Origin of the sequence: Streptomyces sp. S465, assembly GCF_026898115.1 — a bacterium.
Taxonomy (GTDB): domain Bacteria; phylum Actinomycetota; class Actinomycetes; order Streptomycetales; family Streptomycetaceae; genus Streptomyces; species Streptomyces luomodiensis.
On record NZ_CP114036.1, the window covers coordinates 187052 to 203330 of the forward strand.

A 16279-nucleotide genomic window follows, 5' to 3' on the forward strand; every position below is an offset into this window, starting at 1 on the left:
GTCACAGAACAGAGGATGCGGCAGATGGAAAACCGCCACGTCGTGATCATTCCGATCGAGATCGACGAAGAGAAGGAAAGCGCTTATCTCGACGCCTGGCAGGGCGCTGCGGACGTGATGGCGGCTCAACCCGGTTTCATCCGGACGTATATGTTCCGCACGATCGTTCCGGGGAGCACATTCCATCTCGTCAACGTGGCGGAATGGGAGTCCACCGCTCACTGGGAAGAGGCGATGAACGTCTGCCCGATGATGGGACAGCAGATAGCCGTCGCCCATGCCTCCAACTACGAGGCGATCCGGACGGTCCTGCCCGCCACGAAGCAGAGCCTGGACTCCGGCGGCGGTCACACGCCCGCTGAGCTGTCTCCTGCCGAGGCGTATCGCCGCCTCGCGGACGGGGAACTCACTCTGGTCGATGTCCGCGAGGACGATGAATGGGCAGCGCGTCACCCGACCGGCGCCGTGCACGCCGCGCTCAGCACGTTGCCGGCCGCGCTGTCGGATCTGCCTGACGGTCCACTGGCCTTCGTATGCCGCACGGGCGCACGCAGCGTGCAGGGCGGCGCGCTGGCGATCCGCGCAGGCCGGTCCTCCGTCCACAGCGTGGCGGGCGGCCTTGAGGCATGGGAAGCGGCAGGGCTGCCGGTCACCACCCCCGACCGCGCGGACGCGGTGAACAACGGCCTTGGGAAACACCGGTAGCGGTTAACGCTAAGCCGTTGATCTTGCGGGCTCCGTGCGCCGAGGTGTCCGCCGGTGGCGGGCGTGAGCCGCGTCGTCGTGGTCACGCCTCCGTCAGCGCTGTCTGCGCCGTCCGGGTTACTTGGGGCCCTCGCCAGCGGCGGGGCGCCAGCGGGTGAAGACGCCCGCTTGAGCAGTAGGGTCATGGCTTTGTTCGGCGGTGAAGCCGTTGTTCATGGCCATGTCGACGAGGGTGCCGGGGCCGTGGCGGAGCGCACACCGATGTTTCGGTCCTGCTCTTCGGTGGCGACCAGCGTCAGGGAGGCGGTGGTCAGGGCCTCGTTCACGGGCCGGTCGGTGAAGGTGTGGGCGGCGGCGTCGTGGTACGCCTTCGTATCGGTTCCGCCGAACCCGGCGAGCGTGGCGGAGGACGCCGAGCCGTCCTCGATGGCGGCCTACCGGACCGGGATGATCCTGACGCCGTCGCCGGTGGTGGCCATCTAGCGCGTTCACCGCCTCGACGTCCTGGCCGCGGGTCAGGCGGATGCGGGTGGGCCCTGCCAGCCCGCTCGGAGGCGGTCGGCGGACAGCGGCGGCGTGTGTCGGGTCTTCTTGGTCGTCTTGTCCATGGTTTTCGTTCCCCCCCTGGTGCTGGTGCCGGGCTGTCCGCCGCGCTGAGATGGATCTTGTCCCGGTGGCCGGGTGGCCTACCGCCGGTTTCCGGCCTGAACGAGCGTGGTGTCGCCCCCCCTCGCCCCCACGCGGTCAGGTTCGGGTGCGGGCGAGGGGGGACGGAAGCCTCATTCCTCTATGCCCCGCCGGGTAGCCGCAAGGCGCCAGGCGACGCCTTGAGCATTTCCGCCCTTGGAATACCCCCGGGGGTATAGCTGTTAGAGTGAGCATTCGATACCCCCCGGGGTACACCGTTCGAGAGGAGTCGTGAGCCGTGTTCTTCGTCGACACCATGGAATTCGAGGGCCTGGGCAACCGCAGCTACCTGGCCGGCGGCCCCAGCGCCGCGGTGGCCATCGACCCGCCGCGCGACATCGACCAGGTCATCGCCGCAGCGGCCCGCCGCGGGGTGCGCATCGCTTTCGTGGCCGAAACCCATATCCACAACGACTACGTCACCGGCGGCCTGGAGCTGGCCCGCGTCACCGGCGCCCAGTACCTGGTGCCGGCCGGGGCGCACGTGTCGTTCGCCCGCACCCCCGTTGCAGACGGCGACACGGTGACGGTGGACGAGGGCCTGGTGCTGCGCGCTATCGCCACTCCTGGGCACACCCCGCACCACACCTCCTACGCCTTGACCGAGGACGGGCGCGGTGTGGCGGCGTTCACCGGCGGGTCACTGCTCATCGGTACCGTGGGTCGCCCGGACCTGGTCGAACCAAGGCTGACCGAACAGCTGGCCCGCGCCCAGCACGCCTCCGCCCACCGCCTGGCCGACGAGCTGGACGACGAGGTCCCGGTGCTGCCCACCCACGGGTTCGGCAGCTTCTGCTCCTCCTCCCAGGCCGAGGGGGACGCGACCACGATCGGCAAGGAGCGCGAGACCAACGACGCGCTGACCCTGGACGTGGACACCTTCGTCGCCCAGATGCTCGCCGGGCTGGACGACGTGCCCGCCTACTACGCGCACATGGGCCCGGCCAACGCCGCAGGCCCCGCGCCAGTCGACCTCACCCCGCCGCGGCGTGCGGACGCCGAGGAGCTCGCCTCCCGGCTGGCCGCGGGTGAGTGGGTGGTGGACCTGCGCAGCCGCATGGCCTTCGCCGAAGGGCACGTGGCCGGGTCGTTCAACTTCGAGGGCGAGGGCAAGCTCGCCACCTACCTGGCCTGGCTGATCCCGTGGGGCAAGCCCGTCACCCTGCTGGCCGATACCCCGGAGCAGATCACCGACGCGCAGCGGGAGCTGGCGCGGGTGGGCATCGACCGCCCGGCCGCCGCCGCCACCGGTGATCCGGCCGCCTGGGTCCGTGAGGGCGAGCAGCTCGCCTCCTTCCCCCGTGCCCGCTTCGCCGACCTCGCCGATGTCCGCAAGCGCGGCGACGGCGTGGTCGTCCTGGACGTGCGCCGGGACTCGGAGCGTTCGGCCGGCTACATCGACGGCTCGGTCCACATCCCGATCCACGAGTTGCACGGCCGCATCGGCGAAGTACCGGACGGGACGGTGTGGGTGCACTGCGCCGGCGGGATGCGCGCAGCGATCGCCGCCTCCCTGCTGGATGCCGTCGGCCGCGATGTGGTCGCCGTGGACGACGGCTTCGACGCCGCAGTGGATGCCGGGCTGTCCCTGACCTCCGGCTGATTTCGGCCGTACCCCCGTAAGGAAGGAAGCGTGTGATGTTCCTCTTTCGCCGAAATGGGCCCCGGGTCACGGTCGACGAGGCACGCAGCCGTACCATCGGCGATCAGCCCGACGCGGTCCTGCTGGACGTCCGTGAGAAGCCCGAGTGGACCGCGGGCCATGCCCCGGGCGCCGTCCACGTACCGCTGACGAAACTGGTTGCCGGCGGCACCCTACCGACCGAGGCGGAGGGTCCGCCGCCGGTGGTGATCTGCCGCAGTGGACACCGCTCCCAGCAGGCGGCGAAACTCCTCGCTGAGCGCGGAGTGCAGGCGGTGGACGTCGAGGGCGGTATGAACGCGTGGGCCGCCGCCGGGTATCCGGTGGTCGACGAGCGCGGGAACAGTGGCCGGATAGCGTGACTGTACTCGTTCTCGCTCTCATCGCCGGGGCCGTCATCGGTCTCGCGCTTGGAGCCCTCGGCGGCGGTGGCAGCGTCCTTGCCGTGCCGGCACTGATCTACCTGCTCGGCTTCACTCCGGCGGCCGCCACCACGGCCAGCCTGATCATCGTCACCGCCACCTCCGCCACCGCCCTGTACGCCCACACCCGCGACGGGAACGTGGCATGGAGGACGGGGACGCTGTTCGCTGCGGCGGGCATCGTGCCCGCCTTCCTCGCCGGGGCTGTCGCCGGGCGCCTTCCCGAAGCGGTGCTGACGGCGGCGTTCGCAGTCATCGCCGCGCTGGCGGCCCTGCGTATGCTGCGTCCGTCCGCGTCAGAGCCGCCGGACCGAATCCGTCCCGGCAAGGCGGCCGGTGCCGGTGCCGGACTCGGCGCCGTGACGGGCTTTCTAGGGGTCGGTGGGGGATTCCTCGCCGTGCCCGCCCTGGTGAGCGTCCTGGGACTGGCCATGCGGCGGGCGGTGGGCACCAGCCTGCTCGTCATCACGGTGAACTCACTCGCCGCGCTCGCCGCTCGCACCGGCACCAGTGGCGGGCTCCACTGGGAGATCATCGGCCCCTTCACCGGCGCCGCGATCCTCGGCGCCTGGGACGGCAAACGACTCGCGACGAAGATCTCCGGCACCACCCTTCAGAAAATCTTCGCCGACGTACTGCTGGCGGTGGCGGCCTTCATGCTCGTTGACGTGATCGTCTGAACACGAGGACCAGCAACGGCTCAGGCCAGGGACAGGGAGAACTTCTCCAGCCGGCTGCGCATCCCGTCACGGTCCTTACCAACATGGCGGCCGCTCTCGAAGCCGGTCAGGCACTGCTGCTGGCCGGTGGCGATGATCGCGAAACCCGCCCTGCCCAGTCTCATGAGGCGGCGGCCAGGTGGGTGGCCACCTCTTCGCAGTCTCGCACCTCGATCACCCCGGGTCTGCCCCTGCTCGCGGCGCAGCCGATACGGGGCCGCCTTCCGTTCGGCTCCCGTCAGATCTAGCCCCACCACAACTCCGAAACGCAAGGACATCTGCCATGACCACCCCCACGGCCCTCGCCACCAACGAGGCGCGCACCCGCCTGCACGAGTTGACCATCATCGACGTGCGCACCCCCGGCGAATACGCCGGCGGTCATCTCCCCGGCGCGCTCAACATCCCCTTCGACCGGATCCAGCGCGCGCTGCCCGACATCCGGCACGCCGCTGACCGCGGTGACGTCATGGTTGTCTGCGCCTCGGGTTCCCGCTCGAAGAACGCCTGCAGGATCCTCTCGGAGAACGGCGTCAGCGCCGCCACCCTGTCGGGAGGCACCGGCGCCTGGGCGGCCGACGGCCACGAGCTGCACCGCCCCCAGGGCACCTCGCGTGCCACCTGGGGCATGGAACGGCAGGTGAGGCTCACCGCAGGAGTGATCGTGCTGCTCGGCCTGCTGCTCGGGCTCGTCGTCCACCCCGCCTTCCAACTCGTCTCCGCCGGCATCGCGGGCGGTCTGGTCCTCTCCGCCCTGACCAACACCTGTGGCATGGCCGCTATGCTCGCCAAGCTGCCCCACAACCGTCGCCGCGACGCCGGCCTCGACAACACGCTGGCCGCACTGCGCAACCGCTGAGCCACGCGCGAAGGGGGGAGGGATCCGGAGCCGGATCCCTCCCCCCTTCGCGCGCCAGGGCATGCGGCCAAAAGGCCCGCTACTCGTGCGCAGACGTCTCCTCTTCCGGCGACAGCTGCGGACCCGCCACGCTCTGCGTGCCCGACGACGCACAGCAGCGCCACCACGGCCACAAGCAGAGCCGCCGTCAGCACCAGCCTGCCGGTCAGCTCAGCGGACTCCCCGCCATCGTGCCGCCGGCCGTAGGTGATCGGGTGCCGCGGCACCACAGCTCAGGCCAGAGAAAGAAACAGCTTCTCCAGCCGGGTACGCATCTGCTCCCGGTCGCCGGAGGCGGCCATGTCCGCATCGGTCAGGCAGTGCTGCAGGCCGGTGGCGATGATCGCGAAACCGGCCTTGTCCAGAGCCCGGGACGCCGCGGCGAGCTGGGTGACGACGTCCTCGCAGTCCCGCCCCTCCTCGATCATCTTGATCACGCCGGCGATCTGGCCCTGTGCCCGGCGCAGCCGGTTGACCACCGTCTTCAGTTCCTCAGCCGCCATTGCCAGTTCCACGACCCACGCTCCTTCGAGATACCCCCTTGGGTATCTTACCGAAGGGGTAACCCGAACCAAGCAAAGGAAAATCCCCCGTGGCATCCACCACCACCATCGCCCTCACCGCCGATCAGGCCAACGCCGCCTGTACGAGCTGACCGTCATCGACGTGCGCCCCCGGCGAATACGCCTCCGGCCACCTGCCCGGCGCGACGGCCTATCGTGTGGCAGGCGACCAAACGGCTTAGCGTTAGCCGTTGTACCGATGTTCCCCAAGGCCGAACAACGGCGACCGTGCCCACGCCGCGGTACGTGAGGACTGACGCAAGCGGAACCAGCGGACAGCCGCCGTGTACGTCCGCCGGCATGAGGCCGGTCTCAGCGGCTTGCGGCCAGGCGGCCTCCTCTCCGCGTGCGTCAGCCGTTCGGCTGCCCCTTCAGCTCTTCCCACAGGTCACGGAGCAGGTCCTCGAGTCGGAGTTCACCCTCTCGGGTGTGGGCGCCGCGTTCGAGGCCGCCCCGGATGAGTTTCTCGGCGGCGGGCAGGGCGAACAGGCCGGCCCACGCCTGGTGCTCGCGAGTGAATCCCCCGTCCAGGTCCACCGCCGGCACGGCCGCCTTGGCGGCCCCGATGACGCCATCAGGCAGCGCTGCGATGTTCCGAGCGAGCCGGTCGACGAAGGCGTCGAGCTCGTCAGCGGGCAGTGCGCGGTTGATCCAGCCATAGCGCTCGGCGGTCTCCGCGTCGATCGGGTCGCCGCCGAGCAGGATCTCGAGTGCGCGATGGCGGCCCAGACGCTGCCCGAGGTACTGGGTGGCGCCCCCGCCGGGTGTGATGCCCATCAGCACTTCGACCTGAGCGAGCCTCGCTTTTTCCCTGCTGGCGAAAGTCATGTCGGCAGCTGTCACGAACTCGGCCCCACCGCCGCGTGCGATACCCGCCAGCTTGACGATCGTGACCTGTGGCTGGTGCCGCACGGCCTCGCCGAACGCCTGGAATACGTTCAGTCCCTCCGGTGCCTGCAAAGCCAGTTCGTCAAAGGCCGTCGGATCGTCGATCAGCGTCATGTCGACATGGGGTATGAAGAATTCCGGATCGGCGCTGCTGAAGACGATGACCCTGACAGAAGAATCCTCGCGAACTTTCTTGAGGAAGTGCAGCACGTCCGTCATGAGCTGAACGTCGAGTACGTTCACCGGCGGATTGTCGATGACGACATCCGCCACTCCCCGATCCAGCGACACTCGCAGGGTCGGATACTCCTCTGTCGTAGGGAATTCTCCGGACATACCAACTCTCCCATTCCACACCCGGGCTACCGAAGACCACGCGAGCGCTTGAATACTTGTAAGTTCCCGATGTATACCTAGGTTGAACTGGCTGGTCAGAGAACGTCAACTACGCACTTTCACCATCCTAGGGATGCTCAGGGATACCGACATGACTCACGACGTCGTCTACAGAGCCGACTGTCCGAGCCGCACCATCCTCGATCAGATCGCGGACAAGTGGTCGATGCTGGTTCTGGCAGTGCTCAGCGAACCGCGACGGTTCAACGAGATCAAACGACGCCTTGAAGGCATAACGCAGCGCGTTCTCACTCAGACGCTGCGCCGCCTCGAGCGCAATGGGATGATCACCCGGCGAGTCCTGCCCGGGCGACCGCTCGGAGTGGAGTACTCGCTCACGCCGCTCGGCCGATCCCTCCAGGGTCCGTTCGGCGAGCTGTACAACTGGACGGTGGAGAACATGGATGTGATCCAGTCGTTTCAGCGCGCCTACGACAATCGTGGCGAGCAGTCGACCTGATCACGTTGGGGGGCCGCGGCGCAGGGAGCCGACAGCCGTGATGCCAAGAGGGCTCCCGGCTCAGGCCCTGGCAGGGCGGGTGGCGATCTGCCGCAGCAGTTCCATCACCGCTCGGGCACGGGCGGTCTGGGTCATACCCGCCACAGAGGAGATCTTGACTTCGAGCGGGGGGCTTGCGTCCCGCAGCTCCAGTTCCGCGATCTCGCCACCGCCGTAGGTCTGGCTGGTCGCCGGCCGCTGGTTCAGCACGGAGTATCCGAGTCCCCGGGCCACCAGGGAACGTACGGTTTCGTAGCTCTGGGTGCGGTAGCGGACATCGGGCGCGGTGCCGGTGGCGGCCACCAGCGAGCGGAAGTAGTCGCGGCTGTGCGGCAGGTCGAGCAGGACGAGGGGTTCCGCGGACAGTTCGGCCAGCTCCACGGTGCCCTGCCGGGCCAGCGGGTGATCGGCCGGGACGATGACGTAGGCCGGGGCGTGCGCGATCGTCTCGCTGCGCAGGTGCAGTTCGGCCGACAGGCCGAGGTCGTAGGTGAGGGCGAAGTCGATGTGCCCCGCGCCCAGGGCTTGGACGAGCTGATCCGTCTCCGCTTCCACCACGTCGATCTCGATGTCCGGGTAGCGGCTGGTGCATTCGCTGAACAGGGGCGGCAGGTAGTACGGGGCCAGCGTCACGAAGCAGCCGACGGCCACCGGCCCGGAGATGGTCTCGCCGTCTCCCCGGGCCTCCCGCTCGACCTCACGCGCGCGGGCCAGCAGCTCGCGCGCATGCTGCTGAAGCCTCTCCCCCGCGGGCGTCAGGGTCAGTCCCCGGCCCCTGCGGCGGATGAACAGCTGGACCCGTAGGTCGCGCTCCAGGTTGTGGATGGCCGCGGACACGGCGGACTGCGCGATGTGGAGCTCCCCGGACGCCTCCGTCATCGAACCGCGCTCGGCGGCGACGAGGAAGTAACGGAGTTGCAGGAGGGTGAAACCCACCGGTGACGTCATACGTGACCCTTGCGCCTGGTGATCCGTGTCCATGCCGACGCCGACCTTACGCGGCGGTGCCTAGCGGCGCTCAGGAGGAGTGTCGGACACGTCCTCGGGGCGCAGCAGGGCGGAACCGGCGGTCTCCTTCAGGGACAGCGCGGCGATGAGGCCGCCGATGGCGAACACCATCAGGTAGGGCCCGGGCAGCAGGGTGCTGCCGGTCGCGGAGATGAGCACGGTCATCAGGTACGGCACCGTGCCGGCGAACAGGGCGGCGGTGAGGTTGTAGGCGATGGACAGGCCGCTCTGGCGAGTGCGGGTGGGGAAGATCTCCGCCGACCACACCGCGTAGGTGCCGAGGATCGCGGCGAGGATCACGCCGAGCAGCAGACCGGCGATCCACGTTCCGGCGAGCCCGGTCCGCATGAGGAGGAACGCGGGGGTGGAGACCACCAGGAGGGCCGCGGTGGCTCCGACGAAGACGGGTTTGCGTCCCACGCGGTCGGACAGGAGTCCGAACACCGGGACCAGCACCAGCCCCAGCAGCGAGATCACCGTGGACAGCAGGGCGGCGCCGCCGGCCGAGTGCCCCAGGTGGTCGGTCTCGTAGGTGACCAGGTAGGTCAGCACCATGTAGAAGGGCACGTGCATGGCCGCCATCAGGCCCGCCGCCTGGAGCAGCTGCCGCTTGTGGGAGCGGAGCAGCTCCCGCACGGGGCTCCGCGGCACGGTGTCGTTGGCTTCGAGTGCCCGGTACTCGGGGGTGTCCTCGATCTTGTTGCGGATGATGAAACCGATGATGCCCAGTGGCGCGGAGACGAGGAAGGGGATGCGCCAGCCCCAGGACGACAGCTGGCCCTCCTCGAGCCCCGTGGACAACAGCAGGTAGACGAACGAACCGGCGAGAAAGCCCAGCAGGGAGCCGACCTCCAGCCAGCTCACACCGAATCCGCGACGGCGCCGGGGGGCGCTCTCGGCGAGGAAGCTCGCCGCGCTGCCGAACTCACCGCCCGCCGCGAATCCCTGTATCAGGCGGAGAACCACCAGGAGCACCGGGGCGGCGACCCCGATCGACGCGTAGCCGGGAAGCAGACCGATCGTCAGCGTCGCACCGGACATCATGAAGATGACCAGCGACAGCGTGCGCTTGCGGCCGATCCTGTCACCGAGCGGCCCGAACACCATGGCACCGATCGGCCGGATGCCGAACGACACGGCGAACACGCCGAACACGGCGAGCAGTCCGGTGGTGCTGTCCTCGGCCGGGAAGAACACGGTCGCGACGGTACCGGCGAGATAGGCGTAGGCCGCCCAGTCGAACCAGTGCACGAACACGCCGACGGCTCCCGCGGCAACGCTTCTGCGCAGTGCTGCGACGTCGGTGGCCACCTCGGCCTGGGTCTCCGTGACGTCGATGTGTGAAGTAGGCATGCGCGCCTCCTTGGGGAATGGGTGGAACGAGCCGGAGCTGTGCGGGTGCCGCCGGGTGCCGTGCCCTCAGTGCGCGGGCCGGCCGGTCAGGGAGGCGGGGCTGGTGAGCACGCGGAGTTCCGCCTCGGTCAGCAGCTCGCGCTCTCGTACCAGGTCGAGCGCGGGCCGGCCGGAGTGGTGCGCCTCCAGTGCGATGGCGCAGGCGGTCTCGTAGCCGAGTGCGGGGCTGAGCGCGGTGACCAGGCCGGTGGAGGCGGCGACGGCCTGTGCGAGTCGGTGCCGGTTGGCGGTGATGCCGCGCACACAGTGCTCGGTGAGGACGGCGATCCCCGCGGTGAGGTGGTCGAGGCCGGCGCTCAGGCTCCGGTAGATGACCGGCTCGAAGGCGTTGAGCTGGAGCTGGCCGCCCTCGGCGGCGAGAGTGACGGTCACGTCGTTGCCGATGATCTCGAACGCGATCTGGTTGACCGCCTCGGGGATCACCGGGTTGACCTTGCCGGGCATGATGGACGATCCGGCCTGGCGTGCGGGGAGATTGATCTCGCCGAGCCCACACTGCGGTCCCGAGGACAGCAGGCGCAGATCGTTGCAGATCTTGGAGAGTTTCACCGCGATCCGCTTGAGCACGCCGGAGAGCTGGACGAAGACCCCGACGTCCTGGGTGGCCTCGATGAGGTCGGGCGAGGACTGAAGCGTCGGTATGCCCGTCAGCCGGCGCAGGTGCTCCACCGCGCGCTCCCGGTAGCCCGAGCGGGCGTTGAGGCCGGTGCCGATCGCCGTGCCGCCGAGGTTGAGCTCATGAAGCAGCAGCCTGGCCTCCGAAAGCCGCTGCTCGTCCTCGGCGAGCGTGGCGGCGAACGCCCCGAACTCCTGGCCCAGCGTCATGGGCACGGCGTCCTGCAACTGGGTGCGGCCCATCTTGAGCACCTCGGCGAACTCTGCGGCCTTGGCTTCGAAGGCCCCGCGCAGGCGGGCCAGCGCGGCGAGCAGTTCGGCGATGTGCGCGTCCAGCGCCAGTTTCACCGCGGTCGGATAGACGTCGTTGGTGCTCTGCCCGAGGTTGACGTGGTCGAGGGGGTGCAGGGCGGAGTACTCCCCGCGGCGCCGCCCGAGGAGTTCCAGGGCGCGGTTGGCGATCACCTCGTTGGCGTTCATGTTCGTCGACGTGCCGGCGCCGCCCTGGATGAGGTCGACCACGAACTGCTGGTGCAGCGCGCCGTCGCGGATCTCGGCACAGGCGTCGGCGATCGCCGACGCGAGGACTCCGTCCAGCGCGCCGACCTCGGCGTTCGCCAAGGCCGCGGCATGCTTCACCGCCGCCAGGGCGCCGATCAGGTGCGGCCGGGCGGCGAGCGTTTCCCCGGTGAGCGGGAAGTTGGCCACCGCGCGGGCGGTGTGCGCCCCGTAGTAGGCGTCCGCGGGTACCTCGACGTCACCGAGCATGTCGTGCTCCGTCCGGTGCCCGCCGCTCGCCGGGGCGGTGTGCTGGGGGCCGGGAGTCAGGGGCATCGGTGTCCTCCGAGTCGTCGGGGATCGAGGGGGGCGGCGAACGGCGGGCTCGGACGGGTTCCGGGAGCGGCGAGACTCCGCGGCAGGCGCGTCCCTGACGCGGTGGTCGTCGGGCTCGTGGCGGTTCCCGCCCGCCCGGGTGGGTCGGCCGTCACCGCGCACCGGCCGGGACACGGCCAGGCGAAGCCGGCGTCCGGCACCACGGCGGTGTCCGCGCACGCGGTCACCGGCACCCCGCGCGGGCGGCCGGGCGGCCCCGCCGCGGGCCAGGGGGGTCCCTCGGCGGCCCCGGAGCGGATCCGCGTGGCGGACACGCGCTCGCCACCCGGAACCACCGTGGGAAGGACGGTCGCCTCCCCGCCGTACGCACCGCGACGGTCCGCGCGGCGCGCCTCGTCCCGTGGCCCGGTCAGCACCCTCGGCAGGCGGTCCGGTGCGGGCAGGCCGAGCGGGTGGCGCGCGAAGGTGACCGCACCGGACGGTACGCCGGGGGCGCCGGGGCGCCGCCGGGTGGCCGTGAGCGGCCGCTGGCGGCCGCGGCGCACCCCGGCGAACCGGCCGGTGGTGACCGCCACCGGGCCGGATCCGGACGGGACACCGCCCAGATCCGTCCACCGCGTACGACCGGCTCGCCGGACCACGGCGGCGATCGCCCCTGTCATGCCGCCGCTCCCCCGGCCGCTCCCCCAGCCGGCGCGCTCCGGTCCACACCGGTCCAGGCCAGCGCCATCGCCCCGTCGAGCAGGGCCCGCTGGGCCTTCCCGCCCACGCAGTAGGCGGCGAATTCGTGCTGGTGGTTGGTGGCGGGCAGCGAGCCGATGCCGATGTAGGGGTGGATGGCGGGCACCACCTGCGAGACGTTGCCCATGTCGGTGGAGGCCCGGTTCATCCGGGCGGCCTGGCCGGGCGGCGCGAACTCCCGCCCCAGAGCGAGGGCGTTCGCACGGTAGTGCCCGAGTGCGGTCTCGTCCGTGCGGAACTCCGCGTACGGCTTGCTCTCCGGTTCGATCTCCAGCTCGCACCCGGTCGCCAGCGCCCCCGCCTCGAAGGCCCGCATCACCCGTGGCTCCAGCTCGGCCAGTTCGGCCAGGCTCTCCGCCCGGACGTACCAGCGGCCGGTGGCCCGCTCCGGGATGGCGTTCGGCGCGTCCCCGGCGTGGGTCACCACACCGTGCACCCGGGCCGAGGCCGGCAGCTGCTGACGCAGCAGCCCGATCGCGACCTGGGCCACGGTGAACGCGTCGGCCGCGTTGACCCCGGCCTCCGGGTAGGCCGCGGCGTGCGCGGACTTACCCGTGTAGGAGATCTTGGAGTGGCTGACCGCGAACGGCCGTGCCTCGGCGACGTCGACCGGCGCCGGGTGCACCATCATCGCGAGATCCACCCCGGCGAAGGCGCCGCGGTCGAGCATCTCGATCTTTCCGCCGCCGCCCTCCTCCGCCGGGGTGCCGTAGACCTCGACGGTGAGGCCGGCGTCGTCGGCGACGGCGGCCAGGCCCAGCGCGGCGCCGACCGAGCTGGCCGCGATGAGGTTGTGTCCGCACGCGTGACCCAGGCCCGGCAGCGCGTCGTACTCGGCGCACAGCGCGATCCGGACGGGCCCGCCGCCGAACCGGGCGCGGAAGGCGGTTTCCAGACCCAGGTAGGAGGAGGTGACCTCGAACCCGGCGCGGTCCAGCAGCTCCGGTACGGCGGCCGCTGCCCGGTGTTCCTCCCAGGCGGTCTCCGGGTCGGCGTGCAGCCGCTCGGAGAGGCCGATCAGCTCCTCGGCGTGCCGGTCGATCTCGTGCCGGGCGGCCTCTTTCAGCGCCCCCATCACGGACAGCGCACCCATCACAGATCGCCGGGAACGCCGTAGGAGGGCGCGGAGTCGGGGTCGAGCCCGCGGCGCACGTAGTCGTCCCGCTGCGGCAGCCAGACCGCGAGGAGCTCGGCGAGCCGGTCGACCGGGTCGTCGGCCCAGTCCACGCGCAGGTCGGTCACCCGCCAGTCCACGTCCGCGACGACCGCCAGGCCCGCGGAGTGCACCGGCCCCTCCTCACCGCCGGCCGCGACGGCGGCCTTCAGGGCGGTGATCAGCCGCTCTTCCAGCTCCCCCGTGGCGGCGGAGTACGCGTCGATCAGGACGCCGGGGATGTGCTCACCGCACAGCATGTTGCCGGCCGCCACCGCCCCCTCCGCGGTGGCCGAGGCGTGCTTGCCCAGGGTGCGCGAGCCGCTGTAGGCGAACCCGGGCCCGGAGCGGCCCAGCACGGTCAGCTGACGGTAGGCGATGGACGTCGCGTTCCGCGCCGCGCCGGTGACGTCGGCCAGCGCGCGCCGTGCGTCGCCGTGCTCCGCCAGCCCCTCCAGCAGCCTTGTGCCGAGCGTGGGGTCGGTGACGTTCTGCGAGGCCGCCGCGCCGACCCCGGGTCGCAGATGGGCGACCCGGGCGGCGACCGCCGGACTCGACGAACTGGCCGCGATGCCAAACCGCTCGCCGTCGCGGACCACCAGGGAGAACGTCATGCCTGGCCCTCCTCGGGGATCACGGCGACGGCGTCGATCTCGCACAGCCACTCCGGCCGGGCCAGGGCCGACACCACCAGGCCGGTGGAGATCGGGTGGACGCCCTTGGTCCAACGGCCCACGGTGCGGTACACCGCCTCGCGGTAGCGCGGGTCGACCAGATAGATCGTCAGCTTGACGAGGTGCTCCATGCGGCTGCCCGCCTCTTCGAGCAACATCTTGATGTTCGCCATCGCCTGCTCGGCCTGGGCCCCGGCGTCGCCGATGCCGACCGACTCGCTGGTGTCGAGGTTCTGGCCGATCTGGCCCCGGACGTACACCGTGTTGCCGGCCACGACGGCCTGGCAGAGGTCGTTGTCGAGGTTCTGCTCGGGATAGGTGTCGCGGGTGTTGAACGGGCGGATCCGGGTGTGTCCGCCGGCGACGATCGGGGCCTTCACCTGGCGGCCCTCGTTCGTGGAGGTCATCGCTTCGCTCCTCAGTTCTTCCGGGTCGCCGGCGTGGCGCCGGGCCGGTCGGTGGTGCCGTACGCGAGGTAGCCCCGCTGGGTCGTGATGTGGTCGGCGACGTAGCGCGCGTCGTGCCAGACACCCCAGATGAAGCTCGACCCGCGGCGGGACAGCCAGGGCAGGCCCAGGAAGTAGACGCCGGGCTCGGAGGACACGCCGCGCCGGTGGTCCGGCCGGCCGTTCTCGTCGAACGCGTCGACCTCGAGCCAGCTGTAGTCGGTGGCGAAGCCCGTCGCCCAGACGATCGAGGTGACGCCGGTCCCGGCCAGGTCGAGCTCCAGCCGGGGGTCGGCCAGGCATTCCGGGTCCGGCCCGAGGATGTGGGCCTGTGGCTCCTCGGGGAGGTCGAGCCCATTGCGCTCGACGTACTCATCGGCCGCCCGGAGGAGCTCGAGGTACTTGGCGTCGCCGAGCGCGATGTTCGTGGCGAGATCCGGCGCGAAGCGCAGCACGCCGTCGTCGTAGGACGCGGTCAGACCGACCAGCTCGATACCGTCGGCGGCCAGGGCGCGGAAGTCCACGGTGTGACCGCCGTGGGCACCGCTGACCGCGATGGTGACGTGTTCGGCACCTTGCGGGGGCGTCTCCGCGTCCCAGCGCCCGAGCACACCGAGCCACCAGCAGAAGTCACGTCCGCGGTACTGGCGGGGAGGACGGTCGTGCGGACCGACGGAGAGGAAGACCCGGCGACCGGACCGGCGCAGCTCGTCGGCGATCTGGACCCCCGAGGAGCCGGCCCCGACCACGAGGACCGCGCCCTCGGGCAGCTGCTCCGGGTTGCGGTAACCGCTGGAGTGGATCTGCACCGGGACGGCACCGTCCGGGACGATGGGCGGGATCACGGGCCGCTGGAACGGTCCGGTCGCCGCCACGACGAAGCGCGCGTCGATGGCGCCCTCCGACGTCTCGACCCGGAAGCCGGGCCGGCCGGTGTGCTTCCGCACGGAGGTCACCTCGACACCGCACCGGATCGGGGCACCTATCTTCTCGGCGTACGCGACGAAGTAGTCCGCGACCTGCTCCTTCGAGGCGAAGGCATCGGGATCGACGTCGGAGAACTCCAGCCCCGGGAACCGGTCGTGCCACGCGGGCCCATTCGCCACCAGGGAATCCCACCGCCCCGAGCGCCACCGCTCGGCGATCCGGTGCCGCTCCAGGACGATATGCGGTACGCCGTGGGCTCCCAGGTGCTCGCTCACCGCCACGCCCGCCTGGCCCGCCCCGACGACGACTACCTCAGTCTCTTCACTCAACGTTCAGCCTCCACTCAGGCGGTAGTCCATCCCGGTGTCGCGTTGACCGTGCTACCGCATGAGGAATCCTTGGACACGCCCGTAATTCTGTCCAACAGATGTTTCCGCTGTAGGCAATCTGTTTTACAGATTCAGACCCCCTCATGAATCGGGCATGATCAGCGGTATGACCACTGAGCCAGCCATCCTCGACGCCATGGAACTGACCTCCGACCCGGAGCTGGGAGTCCGGTTTGCGGAGTCGGCCCACCAGATCCTGGCGGACCTGGTCAGGGGAGGTGCCGCGCTGGGCTGGGTCGAACCACCCGCGCGGGATGAGGTGGCGGAACTTCTTGGCCACGTCGTCTCTGCGGTGCAGGCCGGGGATGCGGCCTTGCGGGCCGCCTACCTCGGCCGTCGGCTTGTCGGGTTGGGGTACTGGCTCCGCTACGCCCGTCCGACCCATCGGCCACACGCCGACCTTGAGAAGATCGCGGTGGATGCCGCTGCCCATGGTCGGGGTATCGGCCGGGCGCTGACCGCTGCCTTGATCGCTGACGCCCGCGAGACGGGGATCGAGGTCCTCACCCTGGACGCCCGTGGCGACAACACCACTGCCCTGCGCCTCTACCGGTCGCTGGGCTTCACCGAATACGGCCGCCTGCCCGGCTTCGTCGCCGTCGGCGAACACCGCTACGACAAGGTCTTCTACATGCTGGACTTCCGTCAGCAAAGCTGATC

Annotated in this window: 17 protein-coding genes and 1 pseudogene; 8 read left to right on the forward strand and 10 right to left on the reverse strand. The window is 70.4% G+C overall.

Annotated elements, in window-relative coordinates; translation table 11 throughout:
* The first annotated feature begins 24 nt into the window (after positions 1-24).
* The 5 genes from N6H00_RS00880 to N6H00_RS00900 all read left to right on the forward strand — a co-directional run bounded on the left by N6H00_RS00880 (position 25) and on the right by N6H00_RS00900 (position 4136).
* Positions 25-705, forward strand: a complete 681-nt coding sequence (locus N6H00_RS00880) for a rhodanese-like domain-containing protein (RefSeq protein ID WP_268969543.1) — start codon at positions 25-27, stop codon at positions 703-705.
* Positions 706-987: 282 nt separating this feature from the next.
* Complete coding sequence (locus tag N6H00_RS00885; RefSeq protein ID WP_268969544.1) at positions 988-1188, forward strand: hypothetical protein; 201 nt, start codon at positions 988-990, stop codon at positions 1186-1188.
* A gap of 442 nt (positions 1189-1630) precedes the next feature.
* Complete coding sequence (locus N6H00_RS00890) at positions 1631-2995, forward strand: MBL fold metallo-hydrolase (RefSeq protein ID WP_268969545.1); 1365 nt, start codon at positions 1631-1633, stop codon at positions 2993-2995.
* 35 nt (positions 2996-3030) lie between these two features.
* Positions 3031-3396 carry a rhodanese-like domain-containing protein gene (locus N6H00_RS00895; protein WP_268969546.1) on the forward strand — a complete coding sequence of 122 codons (366 nt, stop codon included), beginning with the start codon at positions 3031-3033 and terminating at the stop codon, positions 3394-3396.
* Positions 3393-4136 carry a sulfite exporter TauE/SafE family protein gene (locus tag N6H00_RS00900; protein ID WP_268969547.1) on the forward strand — a complete coding sequence of 248 codons (744 nt, stop codon included), beginning with the start codon at positions 3393-3395 and terminating at the stop codon, positions 4134-4136. Before N6H00_RS00895 ends, N6H00_RS00900 begins: the two co-directional genes overlap by 4 nt.
* Before the next feature lie 20 nt (positions 4137-4156).
* Here N6H00_RS00900 and N6H00_RS00905 read toward each other — a convergent pair.
* Positions 4157-4429 (reverse strand): annotated as a pseudogene (locus N6H00_RS00905) (metal-sensing transcriptional repressor).
* A gap of 29 nt (positions 4430-4458) precedes the next feature.
* On the opposite strand from N6H00_RS00905, the gene N6H00_RS00910 reads away from it, so the two are divergent.
* Entirely contained in the window at positions 4459-5034 is a 576-nt protein-coding gene (locus N6H00_RS00910; protein ID WP_268969548.1) for a rhodanese-like domain-containing protein, read from the forward strand.
* Positions 5035-5306: 272 nt separating this feature from the next.
* Here N6H00_RS00910 and N6H00_RS00915 read toward each other — a convergent pair whose 3' ends face one another.
* On the reverse strand, positions 5307-5588 hold the full coding sequence (locus N6H00_RS00915; protein WP_010358257.1) for a metal-sensitive transcriptional regulator: 282 nt from the start codon (positions 5586-5588) through the stop codon (positions 5307-5309).
* Between the two features lie 399 nt (positions 5589-5987).
* Positions 5988-6860, reverse strand: a complete 873-nt coding sequence (locus N6H00_RS00920; protein WP_268969549.1) for an enoyl-CoA hydratase/isomerase family protein — start codon at positions 6858-6860, stop codon at positions 5988-5990.
* A gap of 151 nt (positions 6861-7011) precedes the next feature.
* On the opposite strand from N6H00_RS00920, the gene N6H00_RS00925 reads away from it, so the two are divergent.
* Positions 7012-7380 carry a winged helix-turn-helix transcriptional regulator gene (locus N6H00_RS00925; RefSeq protein ID WP_268969550.1) on the forward strand — a complete coding sequence of 123 codons (369 nt, stop codon included), beginning with the start codon at positions 7012-7014 and terminating at the stop codon, positions 7378-7380.
* A 60-nt stretch (positions 7381-7440) separates the two neighbouring features.
* Here the strand turns inward: N6H00_RS00925 and N6H00_RS00930 are convergent, their stop codons facing one another.
* The 7 genes from N6H00_RS00930 to N6H00_RS00960 form a co-directional block, all read right to left on the reverse strand.
* On the reverse strand, positions 7441-8367 hold the full coding sequence (locus N6H00_RS00930; protein WP_268969551.1) for a LysR substrate-binding domain-containing protein: 927 nt from the start codon (positions 8365-8367) through the stop codon (positions 7441-7443).
* 60 nt (positions 8368-8427) lie between these two features.
* A complete protein-coding gene (locus N6H00_RS00935; RefSeq protein WP_268969552.1) occupies positions 8428-9780 on the reverse strand; it encodes an MFS transporter in 1353 nt (450 codons plus the stop codon).
* Between the two features lie 66 nt (positions 9781-9846).
* Positions 9847-11289, reverse strand: coding sequence for an aspartate ammonia-lyase (locus tag N6H00_RS00940; protein WP_268969553.1), 1443 nt, complete (start codon positions 11287-11289; stop codon positions 9847-9849).
* A 658-nt stretch (positions 11290-11947) separates the two neighbouring features.
* Positions 11948-13105 (reverse strand): M20 family metallopeptidase, encoded by a 1158-nt coding sequence (locus tag N6H00_RS00945; RefSeq protein ID WP_268969554.1) that lies wholly within the window; start codon positions 13103-13105, stop codon positions 11948-11950.
* 17 nt (positions 13106-13122) lie between these two features.
* Positions 13123-13797: a DUF1028 domain-containing protein gene (locus tag N6H00_RS00950; protein ID WP_268969555.1), complete on the reverse strand. Its 675-nt coding sequence runs from the start codon at positions 13795-13797 to the stop codon at positions 13123-13125.
* Positions 13794-14264 carry a RidA family protein gene (locus N6H00_RS00955; protein WP_268969556.1) on the reverse strand — a complete coding sequence of 157 codons (471 nt, stop codon included), beginning with the start codon at positions 14262-14264 and terminating at the stop codon, positions 13794-13796. The genes N6H00_RS00950 and N6H00_RS00955 overlap by 4 nt, the downstream gene beginning before the upstream one ends.
* An 11-nt stretch (positions 14265-14275) precedes the next feature.
* Positions 14276-15559, reverse strand: a complete 1284-nt coding sequence (locus N6H00_RS00960; RefSeq protein WP_268969557.1) for a flavin-containing monooxygenase — start codon at positions 15557-15559, stop codon at positions 14276-14278.
* A 154-nt stretch (positions 15560-15713) separates the two neighbouring features.
* On the opposite strand from N6H00_RS00960, the gene N6H00_RS00965 reads away from it, so the two are divergent.
* Positions 15714-16277 carry a GNAT family N-acetyltransferase gene (locus N6H00_RS00965; protein ID WP_268969558.1) on the forward strand — a complete coding sequence of 188 codons (564 nt, stop codon included), beginning with the start codon at positions 15714-15716 and terminating at the stop codon, positions 16275-16277.
* Positions 16278-16279 lie beyond the last annotated feature (2 nt).

Excerpts from the sequence above, each read along its gene's own strand:
- N6H00_RS00880 (WP_268969543.1), top strand. The coding sequence starts at position 25 with ATGGAAAACCGCCACGTCGTGATCATTCCGATCGAGATCGACGAAGAG.
- N6H00_RS00895 (WP_268969546.1), top strand. The coding sequence starts at position 3,031 with ATGTTCCTCTTTCGCCGAAATGGGCCCCGGGTCACGGTCGACGAGGCA.
- N6H00_RS00910 (WP_268969548.1), top strand. The coding sequence starts at position 4,459 with ATGACCACCCCCACGGCCCTCGCCACCAACGAGGCGCGCACCCGCCTG.
- N6H00_RS00920 (WP_268969549.1), bottom strand. The coding sequence starts at position 6,860 with ATGTCCGGAGAATTCCCTACGACAGAGGAGTATCCGACCCTGCGAGTG.
- N6H00_RS00925 (WP_268969550.1), top strand. The coding sequence starts at position 7,012 with ATGACTCACGACGTCGTCTACAGAGCCGACTGTCCGAGCCGCACCATC.
- N6H00_RS00930 (WP_268969551.1), bottom strand. The coding sequence starts at position 8,367 with ATGACGTCACCGGTGGGTTTCACCCTCCTGCAACTCCGTTACTTCCTC.
- N6H00_RS00935 (WP_268969552.1), bottom strand. The coding sequence starts at position 9,780 with ATGCCTACTTCACACATCGACGTCACGGAGACCCAGGCCGAGGTGGCC.
- N6H00_RS00940 (WP_268969553.1), bottom strand. The coding sequence starts at position 11,289 with ATGCCCCTGACTCCCGGCCCCCAGCACACCGCCCCGGCGAGCGGCGGG.
- N6H00_RS00945 (WP_268969554.1), bottom strand. The coding sequence starts at position 13,105 with ATGGGGGCGCTGAAAGAGGCCGCCCGGCACGAGATCGACCGGCACGCC.
- N6H00_RS00950 (WP_268969555.1), bottom strand. The coding sequence starts at position 13,797 with ATGACGTTCTCCCTGGTGGTCCGCGACGGCGAGCGGTTTGGCATCGCG.
- N6H00_RS00955 (WP_268969556.1), bottom strand. The coding sequence starts at position 14,264 with ATGACCTCCACGAACGAGGGCCGCCAGGTGAAGGCCCCGATCGTCGCC.
- N6H00_RS00965 (WP_268969558.1), top strand. The coding sequence starts at position 15,714 with ATGATCAGCGGTATGACCACTGAGCCAGCCATCCTCGACGCCATGGAA.